Origin of the sequence: Pseudomonas sp. v388 (genome assembly GCF_003935425.1) — a bacterium.
Taxonomy (GTDB): domain Bacteria; phylum Pseudomonadota; class Gammaproteobacteria; order Pseudomonadales; family Pseudomonadaceae; genus Aquipseudomonas.
Map to the genome: position 1 here is coordinate 803,569 of NZ_RHQN01000001.1, position 15,290 is coordinate 818,858.

16 protein-coding genes are annotated in these 15,290 nt (G+C 63.2%); 13 read left to right on the top strand and 3 right to left on the bottom strand.

Going from position 1 to position 15,290, the window contains the following annotated elements; genetic code table 11:
• The first annotated feature begins 20 nt into the window (after window positions 1-20).
• Window positions 21-512, top strand: a complete 492-nt coding sequence (locus EGJ27_RS03550) for a GNAT family N-acetyltransferase (RefSeq protein WP_125829318.1) — start codon at window positions 21-23, stop codon at window positions 510-512.
• 43 nt (window positions 513-555) lie between these two features.
• Window positions 556-765, top strand: a complete 210-nt coding sequence (locus EGJ27_RS03555; protein WP_125829319.1) for a DUF2945 domain-containing protein — start codon at window positions 556-558, stop codon at window positions 763-765.
• A 49-nt stretch (window positions 766-814) separates the two neighbouring features.
• On the opposite strand, the gene EGJ27_RS03560 is transcribed toward EGJ27_RS03555, so the two are convergent.
• Window positions 815-2,281: a PLP-dependent aminotransferase family protein gene (locus tag EGJ27_RS03560; RefSeq protein ID WP_125829320.1), complete on the bottom strand. Its 1,467-nt coding sequence runs from the start codon at window positions 2,279-2,281 to the stop codon at window positions 815-817.
• Window positions 2,282-2,369: 88 nt separating this feature from the next.
• On the opposite strand from EGJ27_RS03560, the gene EGJ27_RS03565 reads away from it, so the two are divergent.
• The 4 genes from EGJ27_RS03565 (at window position 2,370) to EGJ27_RS03580 (ending at window position 4,814) form a co-directional block, all read left to right on the top strand.
• Window positions 2,370-2,831 carry a GNAT family N-acetyltransferase gene (locus tag EGJ27_RS03565; RefSeq protein WP_125829321.1) on the top strand — a complete coding sequence of 154 codons (462 nt, stop codon included), beginning with the start codon at window positions 2,370-2,372 and terminating at the stop codon, window positions 2,829-2,831.
• Complete coding sequence (locus EGJ27_RS03570; protein ID WP_125829322.1) at window positions 2,824-3,441, top strand: FMN-dependent NADH-azoreductase; 618 nt, start codon at window positions 2,824-2,826, stop codon at window positions 3,439-3,441. The genes EGJ27_RS03565 and EGJ27_RS03570 overlap by 8 nt, the downstream gene beginning before the upstream one ends.
• Before the next feature lie 61 nt (window positions 3,442-3,502).
• Window positions 3,503-3,934 (top strand): carboxymuconolactone decarboxylase family protein, encoded by a 432-nt coding sequence (locus tag EGJ27_RS03575; protein WP_125829323.1) that lies wholly within the window; start codon window positions 3,503-3,505, stop codon window positions 3,932-3,934.
• A gap of 91 nt (window positions 3,935-4,025) precedes the next feature.
• On the top strand, window positions 4,026-4,814 hold the full coding sequence (locus tag EGJ27_RS03580; protein ID WP_125829324.1) for an SDR family NAD(P)-dependent oxidoreductase: 789 nt from the start codon (window positions 4,026-4,028) through the stop codon (window positions 4,812-4,814).
• 54 nt (window positions 4,815-4,868) lie between these two features.
• Here EGJ27_RS03580 and EGJ27_RS03585 read toward each other — a convergent pair whose 3' ends face one another.
• A complete protein-coding gene (locus tag EGJ27_RS03585; protein WP_125829325.1) occupies window positions 4,869-6,515 on the bottom strand; it encodes an acetolactate synthase large subunit in 1,647 nt (548 codons plus the stop codon).
• A gap of 561 nt (window positions 6,516-7,076) precedes the next feature.
• Here EGJ27_RS03585 and EGJ27_RS03590 point away from each other — a divergent pair.
• The 6 genes from EGJ27_RS03590 (at window position 7,077) to EGJ27_RS03615 (ending at window position 13,725) form a co-directional block, all read left to right on the top strand.
• A complete protein-coding gene (locus EGJ27_RS03590; RefSeq protein ID WP_125829326.1) occupies window positions 7,077-7,796 on the top strand; it encodes a response regulator transcription factor in 720 nt (239 codons plus the stop codon).
• Complete coding sequence (locus tag EGJ27_RS03595; protein WP_125829327.1) at window positions 7,793-9,130, top strand: sensor histidine kinase; 1,338 nt, start codon at window positions 7,793-7,795, stop codon at window positions 9,128-9,130. Before EGJ27_RS03590 ends, EGJ27_RS03595 begins: the two co-directional genes overlap by 4 nt.
• A gap of 162 nt (window positions 9,131-9,292) precedes the next feature.
• Complete coding sequence (locus tag EGJ27_RS03600; RefSeq protein ID WP_125829328.1) at window positions 9,293-11,518, top strand: FepA family TonB-dependent siderophore receptor; 2,226 nt, start codon at window positions 9,293-9,295, stop codon at window positions 11,516-11,518.
• A gap of 45 nt (window positions 11,519-11,563) precedes the next feature.
• A complete protein-coding gene (locus EGJ27_RS03605; protein ID WP_125829329.1) occupies window positions 11,564-11,851 on the top strand; it encodes a DUF3649 domain-containing protein in 288 nt (95 codons plus the stop codon).
• On the top strand, window positions 11,848-13,386 hold the full coding sequence (locus tag EGJ27_RS03610; RefSeq protein ID WP_125829330.1) for a PepSY domain-containing protein: 1,539 nt from the start codon (window positions 11,848-11,850) through the stop codon (window positions 13,384-13,386). The genes EGJ27_RS03605 and EGJ27_RS03610 overlap by 4 nt, the downstream gene beginning before the upstream one ends.
• The gene (locus EGJ27_RS03615) at window positions 13,387-13,725 is read left to right on the top strand and encodes a DUF3325 domain-containing protein (RefSeq protein WP_125829331.1); all 339 of its coding nucleotides are present in this window, start codon (window positions 13,387-13,389) and stop codon (window positions 13,723-13,725) included. It abuts the gene before it with no gap.
• Here the strand turns inward: EGJ27_RS03615 and EGJ27_RS03620 are convergent, their stop codons facing one another.
• On the bottom strand, window positions 13,726-14,652 hold the full coding sequence (locus EGJ27_RS03620; RefSeq protein ID WP_125829332.1) for a LysR family transcriptional regulator: 927 nt from the start codon (window positions 14,650-14,652) through the stop codon (window positions 13,726-13,728).
• Window positions 14,653-14,792: 140 nt separating this feature from the next.
• Between EGJ27_RS03620 and EGJ27_RS03625 the strand changes: the two genes are divergently transcribed.
• Window positions 14,793-15,200: a RidA family protein gene (locus tag EGJ27_RS03625; RefSeq protein ID WP_125829333.1), complete on the top strand. Its 408-nt coding sequence runs from the start codon at window positions 14,793-14,795 to the stop codon at window positions 15,198-15,200.
• Window positions 15,201-15,290 lie beyond the last annotated feature (90 nt).

Sequence of the window (15,290 nt, forward strand, 5' to 3'; positions counted from 1 at the left end):
ACTCAGAAGATGGAAGGCCAATGAATCAACCGCATTTCCGCAACGCCACACCGGCTGACACCGCACGCTGCTATCAGATCGAGATCAGCGCCTACGAAGGCGACGAAGCCGCCACTGAACAGAAGATCGCGACCCGCATCGCGCAGTACCCGCAAGGTTTTCTGATCATGGAGCTGGACGGCGAAACCGTCGGCTTCATCAACGGCGGCTGCGCCCATGACGTGGTGATGTCGGACGAAGCCTTCAAGGAGCTGATCGGCCACGATCCCGACGCGCCGAATGTGGTGATCATGTCGGTGGTGGTCGATCCTGCGCACCAGGGAAAGGGCTATTCCACCCTGCTGATGCGCACCTTCGTCGAACAAATGGCACGTTCGGGCAAAAAAACCATCCATTTGATGTGCAAGGACCGCCATGTCGAGCTGTATAGCCGCATGGGCTACCGTTACGTCAAACCGTCCGCGTCCGACCACGGCGGCATGGCGTGGCATGAGATGGTGATGGATATCTGAAACCGCTCCTCACAGACTGATCGCGATTGCGCAGGAGATTGTCATGACCACGAAGTTCAAGACCGGCGACACCGTGCGCTGGAATTCCGAGGCCGGCGAAATTCACGGCAAGGTGACCAAAGTGCATACCAAGGACGTGGAGTTCATGGGCAAACACCGCCCCGCCTCCAAGGATCAGCCGCAGTACGAGGTCAAGAGCGACAAGACCGGTCACCTGGCGATGCACAAGGAAGACGCCCTGCATAAGCGTTGACCGATCCACTCCCCCCTTTGCAGCCAGGCGGGCTCTCACCCTTACAGCGCTAGCTCCGTCCTGCAGGAGCGGGCTGGCTGGCGAAAGCGGCTGGGAAAACATGACGATCACGACAGATTTCCCCTAGCCGCTGTGCCAGATGCTGCGCCTCGCTGGCGTCCCTCACATTGGTAAACCCCATCAATAACGCCCGTTGCGGTGGCGCCGCCAGGTACCAGGCCGACAACGGTTGTACGGCCAGCCCGATGAGTCGAGCGCTGTACGCCACCTGCCGGTCATCGATTCCTTCCGCCAGACGCCCCACGACATGCATGCCGCCTGCCTGGATATCGACCTGCAACTGCCCTGCGAGCGTTGCGTGCAGTGCCTCGACCAGCCAGGCGCGCCGCTGAGCGTAGAGCACGCGCATCTTGCGCAGGTGTTTGGCGAAGTGGCCGGTGTCGATGAACGTCGCTGCCGTCGCCTGCCACAGCTGCGGACAGTGGTTCTGGGCAGTGTCGATCATGCGCGTGAACAGCCCGACCAGTTCTTGCGGCACCACCAGATACGCCAGCCGGATGCCGGGCGTCAGCACCTTGCTGAAGGTGCCGGTGTACAACACGCGGCCATGGTTATCCAGGCTCTTGAGCGCGGGAATCGGTCGTCCGTGATAGCGGTATTCGCTGTCATAGTCGTCCTCGATGATCCAGCTTTGCTGTTGCGCGGCCCACCTGAGCAGCTGCTGGCGCCTGGGCAGCGACAACGTCACGCCCAGCGGCGACTGATGCGTCGGCGTGACCACTGCAAAGCGTGCCTGTGGCGCCCGTTCCAGGCCTTGGTCGACATCCAGTCCATGGGCATCCACCGGCACCGGCACCAACCGCGCACCGGCGCTGTGTAGAAAACGTCGCGCCTGAAAGTAGCCGGGGTCTTCAAACCAGCATTCATCGCCCTGGCGCATCAAACTGCGGCAGATCAGATCCAGGCACGCTTGATAGCCGGCGCAGATGAATACCTGACTGGCCGAACAGGCAATGCCACGCGACACGCCCAGATACCCGGCAATCGCACTGCGCAAAGCCCCATGACCGCGAGCATCCGGATAAACGAGGCCGTCCAGGCCACTTTCCCGCAATGCCCGCCCCGCCAGGCGGGTCCAGGCCTTGCGCGGAAATGCATCCAGCGCTGGCAGGCCCATCTGCAACGGCAACGGCCGCTCGCCGTTATGCAGCAGCGGCTCAAGCGGCGGCGCAGCGGCAGGCGGTTCCCCAGCGGACGGCAGCGCGCTCAGATGCGGCGACACCACCGTGCCCGCAGGCCCGCGCGGCAGCAGATAACCCTCGGCGATCAACATCTGATAAGCCGCTTCTACGGTACCTCGCGCCAGATTCAGTTCCGCCGCCAAGGCGCGCACCGACGCCACCCGGTCGCCCGGCAGCAGGTGGCCGGCCGCAATCGAGTCCCTGTAACGTTGATAGATCTGGCGGTACACCGGCAGCTGCAAAGCGGAGCTGGCGGCGACGCTATCGATTTTCATGTCCTAGCCGTTTATGCCGTTTTTGGCCCTATAGCATAGGCCATCGGCGATCTATTGTATGGCTACGGTTCGACACAGAGATCCAGCCATGCCAACGCCCATGACCCTTCGCTACATCGAGCAGCCACAGGACCAACTGGCCAGTTTCAGATTGATGCGCCAGCTGCGTCCGCATCTGACCGACCCGTCGGCTTACGCCCGGCAGCTGGCCCGGCAAGCCGAACACGGCTATCGACTGCTCGGCGCGGTGGAGGCCGGACAGGTCTTGGGCCTGATCGGCTTTCGTGAAATGGAAAACCTGATCTACGGACGCTTCATCTATGTGGACGATCTGATTGTCGACGAACCGCAGCGCCACCACGGTCTGGGCGCCACGTTGCTCGACGCTGCCCGTGAGCACGCGAGGGGCCGGGGCTGCGCCCATCTGGTGCTGGACACCGGATCGCACATGAGTCTGGCTCAACGCTTTTACTTTCGCGAAGGGCTGCTCGCCCGAGGCATGCATTTCGTCCAGTTGCTCGACGCCACGCCGGAGACGCCCCATGCATGAATTATTGCTGCTCAATGCCAGCCCCCGCGACACCTCGGTCGGGCTGCGCCTGGCGCGGGAAATGGTCAGCCACCTGTCACGACACCACCCGCAGGCCCGCGTCAGTCAGCGCGATCTGATCGCCGCGCCGCTGCTGCCCTTGACGGCGGATTACGCTACCGCACTGACCCGGCCGACACCTGCGCACGACGCGGTGTTCAGCCAGTCGGAGCAACTGGTCAGGGAACTCGAAAACAGCGCTGCGCTGGTGATCGCCACGCCCATGCACAACTTCACCGTGCCCGCAGCGTTGAAACTGTGGATCGACAACGTAGTGCGCATCGGTCGCACGTTCGACGCGCGCCCCACCGGGAAGGTCGGCCTGCTGGCAACCCGCCCGGTCTACGTGGTGGTCAGTTCCGGCGGTTTTCATCGCGGGCCGAACGCCCGCCAGCCGGATTTCCTGACCGACTATCTGAGCCACGTCCTGCAGACCATCGGCTTGGGCGACACCCATTTCGTTTACCTGCAAGGTCTGGTGCAAGGTCAGGACGCCGTTGCCGCCGCCTACACCCAGGCGCGTCGGGAACTGGGTCGCCACGCCCCATTTGCCGAATGGTCCCGGACCTGAATTGTTTCAACCCCTCAACCCCTCAACCCCTCAACCGCCGTCTATCATCAGGAGTTCGATCATGAGTCAGTTACGTCTTCCGTTCGCCAAACTTTCTCCGGCCGCCTACCAAGGACTGCTTGCCACCAGCGCCGCACTCAGCGACAGCGCGCTGGGCGTCGAGCTGGTGGAACTCATCTATCTGCGAACCTCGCAAATCAACGGCTGCGCCTACTGCCTGGGCATGCACGCGCAGGCATTGCGTGAGGCTGGAATTTCCCAGGCCAGACTCGACTGTCTGGCCGGGTGGCGGATCAGCGAGCTGTTCAGCCCACGGGAAAAAGCTGCGTTGGCCTGGGCCGAAACCCTGACCCACGTTTCCGCCCAGGGTGCGACCGACGAGCTTTATGAGCCGCTGAAAGCGCACTTCACCGATGCCGAGATCTCCGACCTGACTTTTGTGGTCGCCTTGATGAACGCCTTCAACCGCCTGGCCGTGGGCATGAAGCTGTAGCCGCCGACCGCCCGACGGCGGGTATTGCGGGTTATCGACAGCGCGAAAATAGTCCACGATGAGTGATCAACCACCATCGGGAGTGCTTATCTTGAACATCGATTTCAACGGTCGTCGGGTGCTGGTCACCGGTTCCACCAATGGCATAGGCTTCGCCGCTGTGAAAGGTTTCCTTGAGGCCGGCGCGCAGGTCGTGATCAACGGCCGCAGCCAGGCCGGCATCGACAAGGCCCTGGGGAAACTGGGGCCGCTGGCCTGCGGCGCCACCGGCTTCGTCGGTGACCTGGCCAGCGAACCGGAATGCAATCGGCTGTTCGCCGAGCACCCCGAGTTCGACATCGTCATTCACAACCTCGGCGTCTACCAGCCGCAGGACTTCTTCGAAACGCCGGACAGCGAATGGCAGCGGTTCTTCGATACCAACGTGATGTCCGGGGTGCGGCTGTCCAGGCTGTACGCACCGGGGATGGTTGAGCGCGGTTGGGGGCGTATCGTGTTTGTGTCGTCGGAATCGGCGCTGAACATTCCCGCCGACATGATCCACTACGGTTTCACCAAGACCGCGCAGCTGTCGGTCTCCCGTGGTCTGGCCAAGCGCCTGGCGGGAACCGGGGTCACGGTCAATGCGGTATTGCCCGGCCCGACGTTATCGGAAGGCGTCGCCGAGATGCTTCAACCGGATGTGGAGCGCACCGGACAGAGCCTTGAAGAAGTGGCCGCCGACTTCGTCAACACCCACCGCAGCTCGTCGATCATTCGCCGTGCTGCCAGTGTCGAGGAAGTGGCCAACATGATCCTGTACGTCAGTTCGCAGCAGGCATCGGCCACCACCGGCGCCGCATTGCGCGTCGACGGTGGTGTGGTAGACAGCATCGTCTGAAACCCGAGCGTGCTGCCCGCAGGCCATGCGGCCGGCACGCTGCACCGGCCCCGGTCAGGCCAGCGAGCTTCTTCTTTTCAGGTCCACATTGAGAATGAAGTCGTTCTCCGAGTAATCGACCGGGCAGTCGATAACGTGCACGCCCGGCGTGCTCTGGCACCGCTCCAGCAGTGGCAGGAACTCTTCGGCGCTTTCCACACGATGCCCATGGGCACCGTAGCTCTGGGCGTATTGCACGAAGTCCGGGTTGCCGTAATCCAGGCCGTAATCGGTGAAGCCCATGTTCGACTGTTTCCAGCGAATCATGCCGTAGCCGTCGTCACGCAGAATCACCACGGTCAGGTTCATCTTCAGGCGAACCGCAGTTTCCAGTTCCTGGCTGTTCATCATGAAGCCGCCGTCACCGCACACCGCGATGACTGGGCGATCCGGGTAGACCAGGTGCGCCGCCATGGCCGACGGCAGGCCCGCGCCCATGGTCGCCAGCGCGTTGTCCAGCAGCACGGTGTTGGGCTTGTGGGCCTTGTAGTTGCGGGCGAACCACAGCTTGTAGATGCCGTTGTCCAGGGCGACGATGCCTTCGGATGGCAAGGCGCGACGGACATCGGCGACCAGCCGCTGCGGGTAGACCGGGAAACGGTTGTCGTCGGCGCCTTCGATGATCTGCGCTTCGTTGGCTTCACGGATGGTGAGCAGACGGGTGAAATCCCAGTGCGGCGGGTTTTCGGTCAGTGCTTCGCCGATCTGCCAGACCGCGTTGGCGATGTCGCCGATCACTTCGACCTGCGGGAAGTACACCGGATCGACTTCGGCGGAGCGGAAGTTGATGTGGATGACTTCAGTGCCGCCGCGCACCATGAAGAAAGGCGGCTTTTCGATCACGTCGTGGCCGATATTGACGATCAGGTCGGCTGCTTCCACGGCGCGATGCACGAAATCGCCGGCCGACAGCGCGGCGTTGCCCAGGAAGCGCGAGTGACGTTCGTCCACCACACCCTTGCCCATCTGCGTGGTCACGAACGGAATACCGGTCTTGTCGATCAGCTGCTTGAGGACCTTGGCGGTCATCTTGCGGTTGGCGCCGGCACCGATCACCAGGATCGGGCTGCGGGCGTTGCTGATCTTGTCGACGGCGGCCTGGATCGCTTTGTGCTCGGCCAGCGGGCGGCGGCTCAGGCTCGGGGTGATCGGCAGGCTGTCAGTCTGCTCGGCGGCGATGTCTTCCGGCAGTTCCAGATGCACGGCGCCCGGCTTTTCTTCTTCGGCCAGGCGGAACGCTTCGCGCACGCGGGACGGAATGTTGTCGGCCGACGCCAGCTGGTGGGTGTATTTGGTCAGCGGCTGCATCATGCCGACCACATCGAGAATCTGGAAGCGGCCCTGCTTGGATTTCTTGATCGGCTTCTGCCCGGTGATCATCAGCATCGGCATGCCGCCCAGGAAGGCGTAGGCGCCGGCGGTTACCAGGTTGGTTGCGCCCGGGCCCAGCGTGGACAGGCTGACGCCGGTCTTGCCGGTCAGACGACCGTAGGTGGCAGCCATGAAACCGGCGGATTGTTCGTGACGGGTCAGTACCAGCTTGATCTGCGACTTGCGCAACGATTCCAGAAGGTCGAGGTTCTCCTCACCGGGAATGCCGAACACATATTCGACTCCTTCGTTTTCCAGGCACTGCACAACGACATCGGCGGCCTTGGCCATTTTTTGCGTCTCCTATGGGCTTGGGTGTGCTGCGGAACAAGATAGAACGCCTGATGTAGCCAAAACGTTCTGCCCTGCTTGTATGGTTTTGCCTAAACAGGCGGACGACACTTTCCCACAGGAAGGCACGTGGCGGGTGGTCATCGGTCTCATCAATTAACACGACTGGACAAAATCCTTGCTGAAAGTCTTGCGCTTGCAGCGACGCAAACTTATACAAATCAGCCGTCGAAACGTCACATTGATGGCGTCAGATTTTCTAGAAAATCCTGGAACACAGATACGCCGCGGGGGTTCTTGAAAAAGCATCAGCGTGGTGGCCACCGTGGGGTTGGTCGCCCTGCTGGTGGCCGTGCTGCTGACCCGCAGCGTCGCTCACCTGTCTTCGCTAGCGCGGTTCAGGACTTGACGGTCTGTCTTCGCGAGCAGGCTCGCTCATACAGGACTAAACGGGCTTGCGGTGGGCGAATCCGCAAGCCATTAATACGAACAATTACCATTAACATACATTCGAAACTTTGCTAGCATCCGCGCGCTGCCGTATCTATGGATGTAATCCCCATGCACCGCGCCCTGCACACCCAGCCTACCCCTCGGATCCTGGCCGTCGAAGACGACCCGTTGCTGGCCGCTCACCTGGCCAGCCACCTGGGCCGGCGTGGCTTCACTGTCACGTTGCGCCATGACGCTGGAGACATCCTGGACCTGGTGCGCTCCCAGGCTTTCGACCTGATCCTGCTGGATATCATGCTGCCCGGCAGCAGCGGCCTGGAGGTGCTCGCCGAACTGCGCCGTCGCCAGCGCCTGCCGGTGATCCTGATGTCGGCGCTGGGCGCCGAGCAGGATCGCATCGTCGGCTTCAGCCAGGGCGCGGATGACTATCTGCCCAAGCCCTTCAGCATGCTGGAGATGGACGTGCGCATCGATGCGGTGTTGCGCCGGGTCGCCTATGAACAGGAATCGGGCAGAGCGCCGGTCGATGAAGACCCGCTGCTGGTGCTCGACAGACAGCGATGCGATGCCTGCCACCAAGGCAGCTGGGCCGACCTGAGCAGCACCGAGTACCGGATTCTGGAAGTGCTGCTGGAGCATGCGGGCGAAGTCATGAGCAAGGCATTTCTGTACCAGCAGGCGATGCACCGCGCCTATTCGCAGCATGACCGCAGTCTGGACATGCATGTCAGCCGCATCCGCCGCAAGTTGCAGGCCGTGGGCTACAACGGCGCGCGGATCGAAACGGTGCGCGGCGCCGGTTACGTGCTGACCCGTCCCGCCCCATGAATCTGCCTGACCGGCACTCGCTGCTATGGAAACTGATCGGCGTACTGGCGCTGTTGTGTCTGCTGGTGGTCAGCCTGCATGTGGACCTGAGCAAGCGCCTTCACGACGCCACGGCGCGTTTGGGCGAGCCGGCCCGGCGCGGCCTGACCGATTACGCCGCCCAGGCCGAGCAGGCCTGGAAGCGCAACCGCGCGACCGGTGTCGACCAGTTCCTCGCGGACCTGCGCCAGCGCGAGCAGGTATGGGCCGTCGTGGTGGACGATCATGGCCGCTCGCTGTCCTCCACCGGGTTGCATCCGGACGAGCAAGCCAAGCTGAACTTCGTGCGCAGGCTCGACTGGATGGTCGGGCGCCCCGACGGCTGGCCGACGTTCTACGTGCCGTTCAGCGACGGCCAGGGCCGCCTGGTGCTGGACCTGCCACGACGCTTTCATCCGCGCCAGCACCAGAAGTTGTGGCAACTGCTGTTGCAGCAAGTCCTGCCCGCCAGCCTGGCGCTGTTGCTGGCGGTGCTGCTGTACCGGGTGCTGATCGCGCCGATGGCCGCGTTGCGTCGCCAGGCCAATGCGCTGGGCACCGGCGACCTGGCCGCCCGGGTCGGTCCGCGCATCGCAGGCCGGCGTGACGAACTGGGCGAGCTGGCCCGGGCCCTCAATCACATGGCCGACCGCGTGGAAGACACCGTGGTGTTTCAACGGCAGTTGCTGCGCGCCTTGTCCCATGAACTGCGCACGCCGCTGAGCCGCCTGCGGGTCGCCGGTGAGCGCGAACTGGACATCGCCGCCATGCGCCTGCGTCAGGAGCGCGAGGTGCGGGTCATGGAAGGCCTGATCAACGACACCCTGGAACTGGTCTGGCTGGATACCGAGCGTCCACAGCTGCCGCTGGAGCCGGTGTTGATCGGCGAGCTGTGGGAATTGCTGAGCGAAGACGCCTGTTTCGAAACCGGCTGGACCCTGGACCGGCTGCCCTGCGACCTGCCGGCCGACTGCACGGTGTCGGGCAACCTCAATGGTCTGGCGCAGGTGTTCGAAAACATTCTGCGCAACGCCATTCGTCATTCTCCGCACAACGCCGTGGTGCGGCTGGGCGGACAGCGCGAGGGGCTGAACTGGCACCTCTGGATCGAAGACCAGGGCACCGGCGTTGCTCCTGAAAAGCTCGAACAGATGTTCCAGCCTTTTACCCGACTGCATGCCCAACGGCCCGGCGGCGAAGGCTTCGGCCTGGGGTTATCCATTGCGCGCAGCGTGGTCCATTCGCTGGGCGGGCAGATCTGGGCGCAGAACGCCGAGCCGGGGCTGCGCCTGCATCTGCGGCTACCAAGTGTATAAAGTGTAAAATACATTTACTCTCATTTGAGAATGACTACCATCTTCGCCATCCAGGGACTTGGATGAGCGCAATTGCCGGCTGGCAGCGTGATGCTCGCTCCTCGCTCCCTCCGTTTGAAAGCTGGTTCAGAGCCGGCGTTTTCAAGGCAACAGGAGTTGTAGATGCAACCGCAATTCAAGCTCAGCCACCTTTTCCTGGCCCTGCTGGCCGCCTGTCCCACCGCCTTGCTGGCGGACACGCCGAACGGCGAGAGCAACGATCCGAATGCACTGCACTTGTCGGACACCCATGTGGTGGCCACCGCCGAGCAGGAACTCAAGCAAGCGTCGGGCGTTTCCCTGATCACCGCCGAAGACATCAAGAAGCGCCCGCCGGTCAACGACCTGTCTGACATCGTGCGCAAGATGCCCGGCGTCAACCTCACCGGCAACGGCGCCAGTGGCAGTCGCGGCAACAACCGCCAGATCGACCTGCGCGGCATGGGTCCGGAAAACACCCTGATCCTGATCGACGGCAAGCCGGTCACCTCACGCAATTCGGTGCGCTACACCCGTTCCGGGGAACGCGACACTCGCGGCGACAGCAACTGGGTGCCGGCCGATCAGGTAGAGAGCATCGAAGTGCTGCGCGGCCCGGCGGCAGCGCGCTACGGTTCAGGCTCCATGGGCGGCGTGGTCAACATCATTACCAAGCGCCCGACCGACAAACTGACCGGCTCGCTCACCGCCTACACCAGCATGCCGGAAGACGATGCAGAGGGCGTCACCAAGCGCACCACCTTCAGCCTGGCCGGGCCGCTGACCGATGCGCTGACGTTCCGTGTCTACGGCAACCTCAACAAGACCGACGCCGACGACGCTGACATCAACCAGGACCACACCGCGAGTGGCGCGTCGCTGGCGGCCGGCCGCGAAGGGGTGCGCAACAAGGACATCAACGCGCTGGTCAGCTGGGCGCTCGACCCGCAGCAAACCCTGGATTTCGAAACCGGCTACAGCCGCCAGGGCAACATCTACGCGGGCGACGTCGGCACCGGCGGTACCGATTCGCTGGTGCCGGACAGCACCATCAATCGCCTGCTGGGACGCGAAACCAACACCCTGTACCGCCAGAATTTTTCCGTCACCCATCGTGGCGATTGGGCCTTTGGCACCTCGCGCCTGCTCGCGCAGTACGAAAAAACACGTAACAACCGCTATCTGGAAGGCCAGACCGGTTCGGTGGATGGCGACATCAGCGCCAATGCCGACAAGAGCACCAGCACCTACGACAGCTATCTGCTACAGGGCCAACTGGATATCCCCCTAGAGATCCTGTTGCCGCAGACACTGACCGTGGGCACCGAATGGAACCGCCAGGAACTCGATGACCCGAGCACCATGGACCGCTCCATCGGCAGCAGCCTGCCCAACTCGGCCGCAGGTTCGCGTGCCACCGACATGGACGCCACCCTCATGGCGGTGTTTCTGGAAGACAATATCGAGCTGACGCCCAAGTGGTACCTCACACCCGGCCTGCGCCTGGACCACCATGACCAGTTCGGCGCCAACTGGAGCCCAAGCCTCAACTCGTCCTACAGGCTGACCGACGACATCACCCTCAAAGGCGGCATCGCCCGGGCGTTCAAGGCACCGAACCTGTACCAGTCCAACCCCAACTACCTGTACCGCAGCAACGGCAACGGCTGTGCGCCAAGCCTCAGTTCAAGCGGCTGCTATGTGCTGGGCAACGAGAATCTGGACCCGGAAATCAGCATCAACAAGGAGCTGGGCATCAGCTTCGTGCGAGATGGCTGGAGTGCTGGCCTCACCTACTTCCGCAACGACTACGAGAACAAGATCGTGTCTTCCAACGATCTGGTCGGCCGCACATCCATCAACGAAGCGATCCTGCAGTGGGATAACGCCAAGGATGCGGTGGTCAAGGGCTGGGAAGGTAACCTGGGTATTCCGTTGCTGGGCGAGAACGGCGACACCCTGAGCTGGAACACCAACTTCACCTACATGCAGGAAAGCAAGGACGGCGACGGCAACCCGCTGTCGGTCACGCCCAAGTACACGATCAACACCCTGCTGGACTGGCAGGTCAGCCAAGCGCTGTCCCTGAGCCTGACCGGCACCTACTACGGCAAGCAGGAACCGCGGCAGGTCAACCCGCTGCGCGATGCGCCGGTCACCGCCGCCAATGAACTACGGCCCGTCGATCCGTACCATGTCTGGGGCGTCGGCGGCACTTATGAGCTGAACAAGCACCTTTCGCTCAGCGCCGGCCTGAACAACCTGTTCGACAAGCGAGTTTACCGCGAAGGCGCCGGCACCAGCGCCGGCGCCAGCACTTACAACGAACCGGGCCGTTCGGTGTACGCCTCGATCACCACCTCGTTCTGAGGGTAACGCCCGGCCCTGGTGCCGGGCTTCGCCTGGATAGCCGCCATGAACACACGCTCCACCGCCTGGTCGACGATCTCCCGAATCACCGCCGCCCTCCTGGGCGGCTATCTGTTTACCTATGCCTTCACTGCCGCGTTGGCGAGGCTGCTGCCGCTGGACAAGGTGAACGCCCTGATTATCGCCACCCTGCTTTCATTTCTGGTCTATACCCTGGCCATTCTCTGGGTATTTACCTGCCGCAGCGCACGCAAGGCCTGGGCGGGAATGGCCCTGGCGCTGCCGTTGAGCGTGATCGGCTTCTGGCCACAATGGCTGGAGCGCCTGGGATGAAATACAAGACCGTCACCCAATCGCTGTCGTGGCTGCACACCTGGAGCGGCCTGATCTTCGGCTGGCTGCTGTTCGCCATTTTCCTGACCGGCACGCTGGCGGTGTTCGACAAGGAAATCGACGGCTGGATGCGCCCGGAAATTCCCGCCCATGAGCTGACCCAGGTCCAGGCGGCGCAAACCGCCCTGAGCTATCTGCAAGCCCGCCATGCCGATGCCCGCACATGGAACATCGGGCTGCCAACCGAGCGTTCGCCAGCCTTGACTGTGTCCGCCGGCGAGCAGCGGCGCGGCGGCGGCACCGTACTGGACCCGCACAATGGCGAACCGCTTACAATCCGGGAAACCGCCGGCGGCAGCTTCTTCTTCCGTTTCCACTTCACCCTCAACCTGCCGCGCAATCTCGGCATCTGGGTGGTGGGCCTGGCGGCGATGGCGATGCTGGTGGCACTGGTCAGCGGCATCGTCATTCACAAGAAGTTCTTCAGGGAGTTCTTCACCTTTCGGCCTGCCAAGGGCCAGCGTTCCTGGCTGGACGCCCACAATGCCACGGCGGTGCTGGTGTTGCCGTTTCACTTGATGATTACCTACACCGGGCTGGTGATTTTCTACCTGATCTACATGCCGGCGGCGATGGACGCACTGTTCGACGGCGACCGCGACGCGGCAACCCGGGCAATCCGCGGCGCCCCGATAGAGCGGCAGGCGGCGGAACGTCAGCGTAGCGAGGTGCACACCGGTGTGGCGCTCACTGCGCTGGGGCCGTTGCTGGCCGAAGCCGAACGGCAGCTGGGGCCGGTGGCCGGGTTGTCGATCCGGAATCCGGGGCGCAGCGATGCGCGCATCGAAGCCCGGCCGGTGCTGGGTAACCGCATCGAGCTGAGCAAGGGCCAGAGCATGCTGTTCGATGGCGTGACCGGCAAAGTCCTGCGCCCGCCTGCCGAAAGCCGGGCCAGCCTGTTGACCCAGAAGGTCATGTCCGGCCTGCACTTCGCGCAATTCGGCGGTTATCCGATGCGCTGGCTGTATTTCCTCTGCGGCCTGGCCAGTTGCGCCATGCTCGCCACGGGTGTGGTGTTGTTCACCGTCAAGCGCCGCCGTCGGCATGACAACGAAGGCGCCCTCGCCGCCTTGCTCTATCACGTTGCCGAGCGGCTGAACGTGGCGGTGGTGGCCGGTCTTGCGCTGGCCTGCGTCGCCTTCATGTGGGCCAATCGTCTGCTGCCGGTGGAGCTGGCGCACCGCGGCGGCCATGAGGTGCAGGTGTTTTTCCTGGTATGGCTGGCCAGCCTGGGCCACGCCATCGTGCGCCCGTGGATGGCGGCCTGGCGCGAGCAATTGGGCCTGACGGCGCTGCTGTGCCTGGGCCTGCCGTTGCTGGACCTGTTCGGCGCACACCGTGGCGAAGCCCTCTACCTGCACGCCTGTGCAGTCGTCATCGGCGGGTTGCTGGCCTGGATGACCTGGAAGCTCGGCCAACCGGCGCAACCCCGCATTTCCCGACAAACAGGCCCTGATGCGGCGGAGGCGAACTGAATGAGTCTGGCACTGATGAGTTCCGCGCTGCTGGCCTTCAGCGGCATGCTGAGTCTGTGTCTGGGGCTGGAACGGCACTACCGGCAGTTGTTGCAACGCGTGCCGGTAACAACGCGCCTGCACGCCCTGCGCATCCTCGGCTGGACGGCGCTGGCGGGCGGGTTCGCCACCAGCGTGGCGAACTGGGGCTGGGCCATGGGGCCGGTCGGCTGGTTGGGGCTGATGTCGCTGGCTGGGCTGGCGCTGGTGATGCTGTCGCCTTATGCCCTGCGGCTGCTGATGGCGCTGCTGGGCATCGGCTGGCTGCTGCTTGGACTGCTGGCGCTGATCGCCGGCTGATCAGCGCGCGCCGCGCTCGATCAGCGGTGCGTGCTCGGCCATCAGCTCGATGATCCAGTCGATAAACACGCGCAACTTGCGGCTGATATGCCGGTTGGGCGGGTAAGCGATATACATCGGCATGCTGTCGAGCTGCCAGTCTTCGAACAACGACACCAGCTCGCCACGGGCGACATGGGCCTTGGCCATGTAGTCCGGCAGCCACAGCAGACCAAGCCCGGCGACCCCCGCCGCGACATAAGCGTTGCCGTCGTCGACGGCCAGCACTGGTCGACCCTGAATCAATACCGACTCCGCCCCGCGACGCATGGGGTACGGCAGCGCCTTGCCATGGCGGGCCCAGAGAAAGCCGACGATACGATGCGCCGAACCCTCGATCTCGCTCGGATGCGCGGGTCGCCCGACACGCTCCAGGTAGCCGGGCGACGCATAAATACCGGAGCGCAGATCCCCGACATGCCGCGCCACCAAGGACTGATCCGTGAGTTCGCCGCCCCGCACCACGCAATCCACGCTCTGGTCGATTATGTCGACGATCCGGTCGCTTACGCCCATGTCGATCTGAATGTCCGGGTAGCGGGCGTGAAAATCCGCCAGCGCGGGAATCAGGATCAAGCTTGCCAGCGGGCTGGGCACATCGACCCGCAGCCGCCCGCGAGGCAGCACGGTATCGCCGGACAGGCTGCTCTCGGCATCGTCCATGTCCGCCAGCAAACGCACCACGTGTTCGTAGTACAGCGCACCTTCGGCAGTGACATTGACCTTGCGCGTGGTCCGGTTGAGCAGCTTGACCCGCAAGCGTGCCTCCAGCTGCTGGATCAGCTGCGTCACGCTGGTCTTGCTCATGTGCAGGGTGTCGGCGGCCCTGGTGAAGCTGCCGGTCTCCACCACCCGAGCAAAGGCCTGCATCGCATCGAAACGGTCCATATCGGCCTCGCTGCCGGTGATTGTTTGGGATCTGCAAACAGTGCAGGCCAGAATTGGGCATTTATCCGGCCAATGCAAGCTTCTACAGTCTGTCCATCACTGACTCGGGTCGCTTCGACCTTCTGACTGGAGACATTCCCATGACCGCACGTGACGTCGTATTCCCCGCTGGACGCCAGGACCTCTACGAGCGTAACCGCTACTCGCCGGCTGTCCGTTCCAACGGCTTTCTATTCGTGTCCGGCCAGGTCGGCAGCCTCGAAGACGGCTCGCCCCAGCCAGGCCTTGAGCAACAGGTCCGCCAGGCATTCACCAACCTCAATGCGATTCTCGAAGCGGCAGGCAGCAGCTTCGACGACGTGGTAGACACCACCATCTTCATCGTCGACCCGGAAAAACGGTTCGACACCATCTGGAACACTGCCCGGGAATTCTGGGGCAGCGCGCCTTACCCGACCGTGACCTGTGTCGGCGTCACCTGGCTGTATGGTTTTGATTTCGAGATCAAGGTAATTGCCCGGCATAACGCCGATGCCGGAGCCGCATGAGGGTAGCGGCAAGGTTCAGGCACGGGCAGGCCGCGGCGTTGCTCTTTTCGCCGCGCAGTTTTCTGCCGCTTTGCGCTTGAGACGAAAATC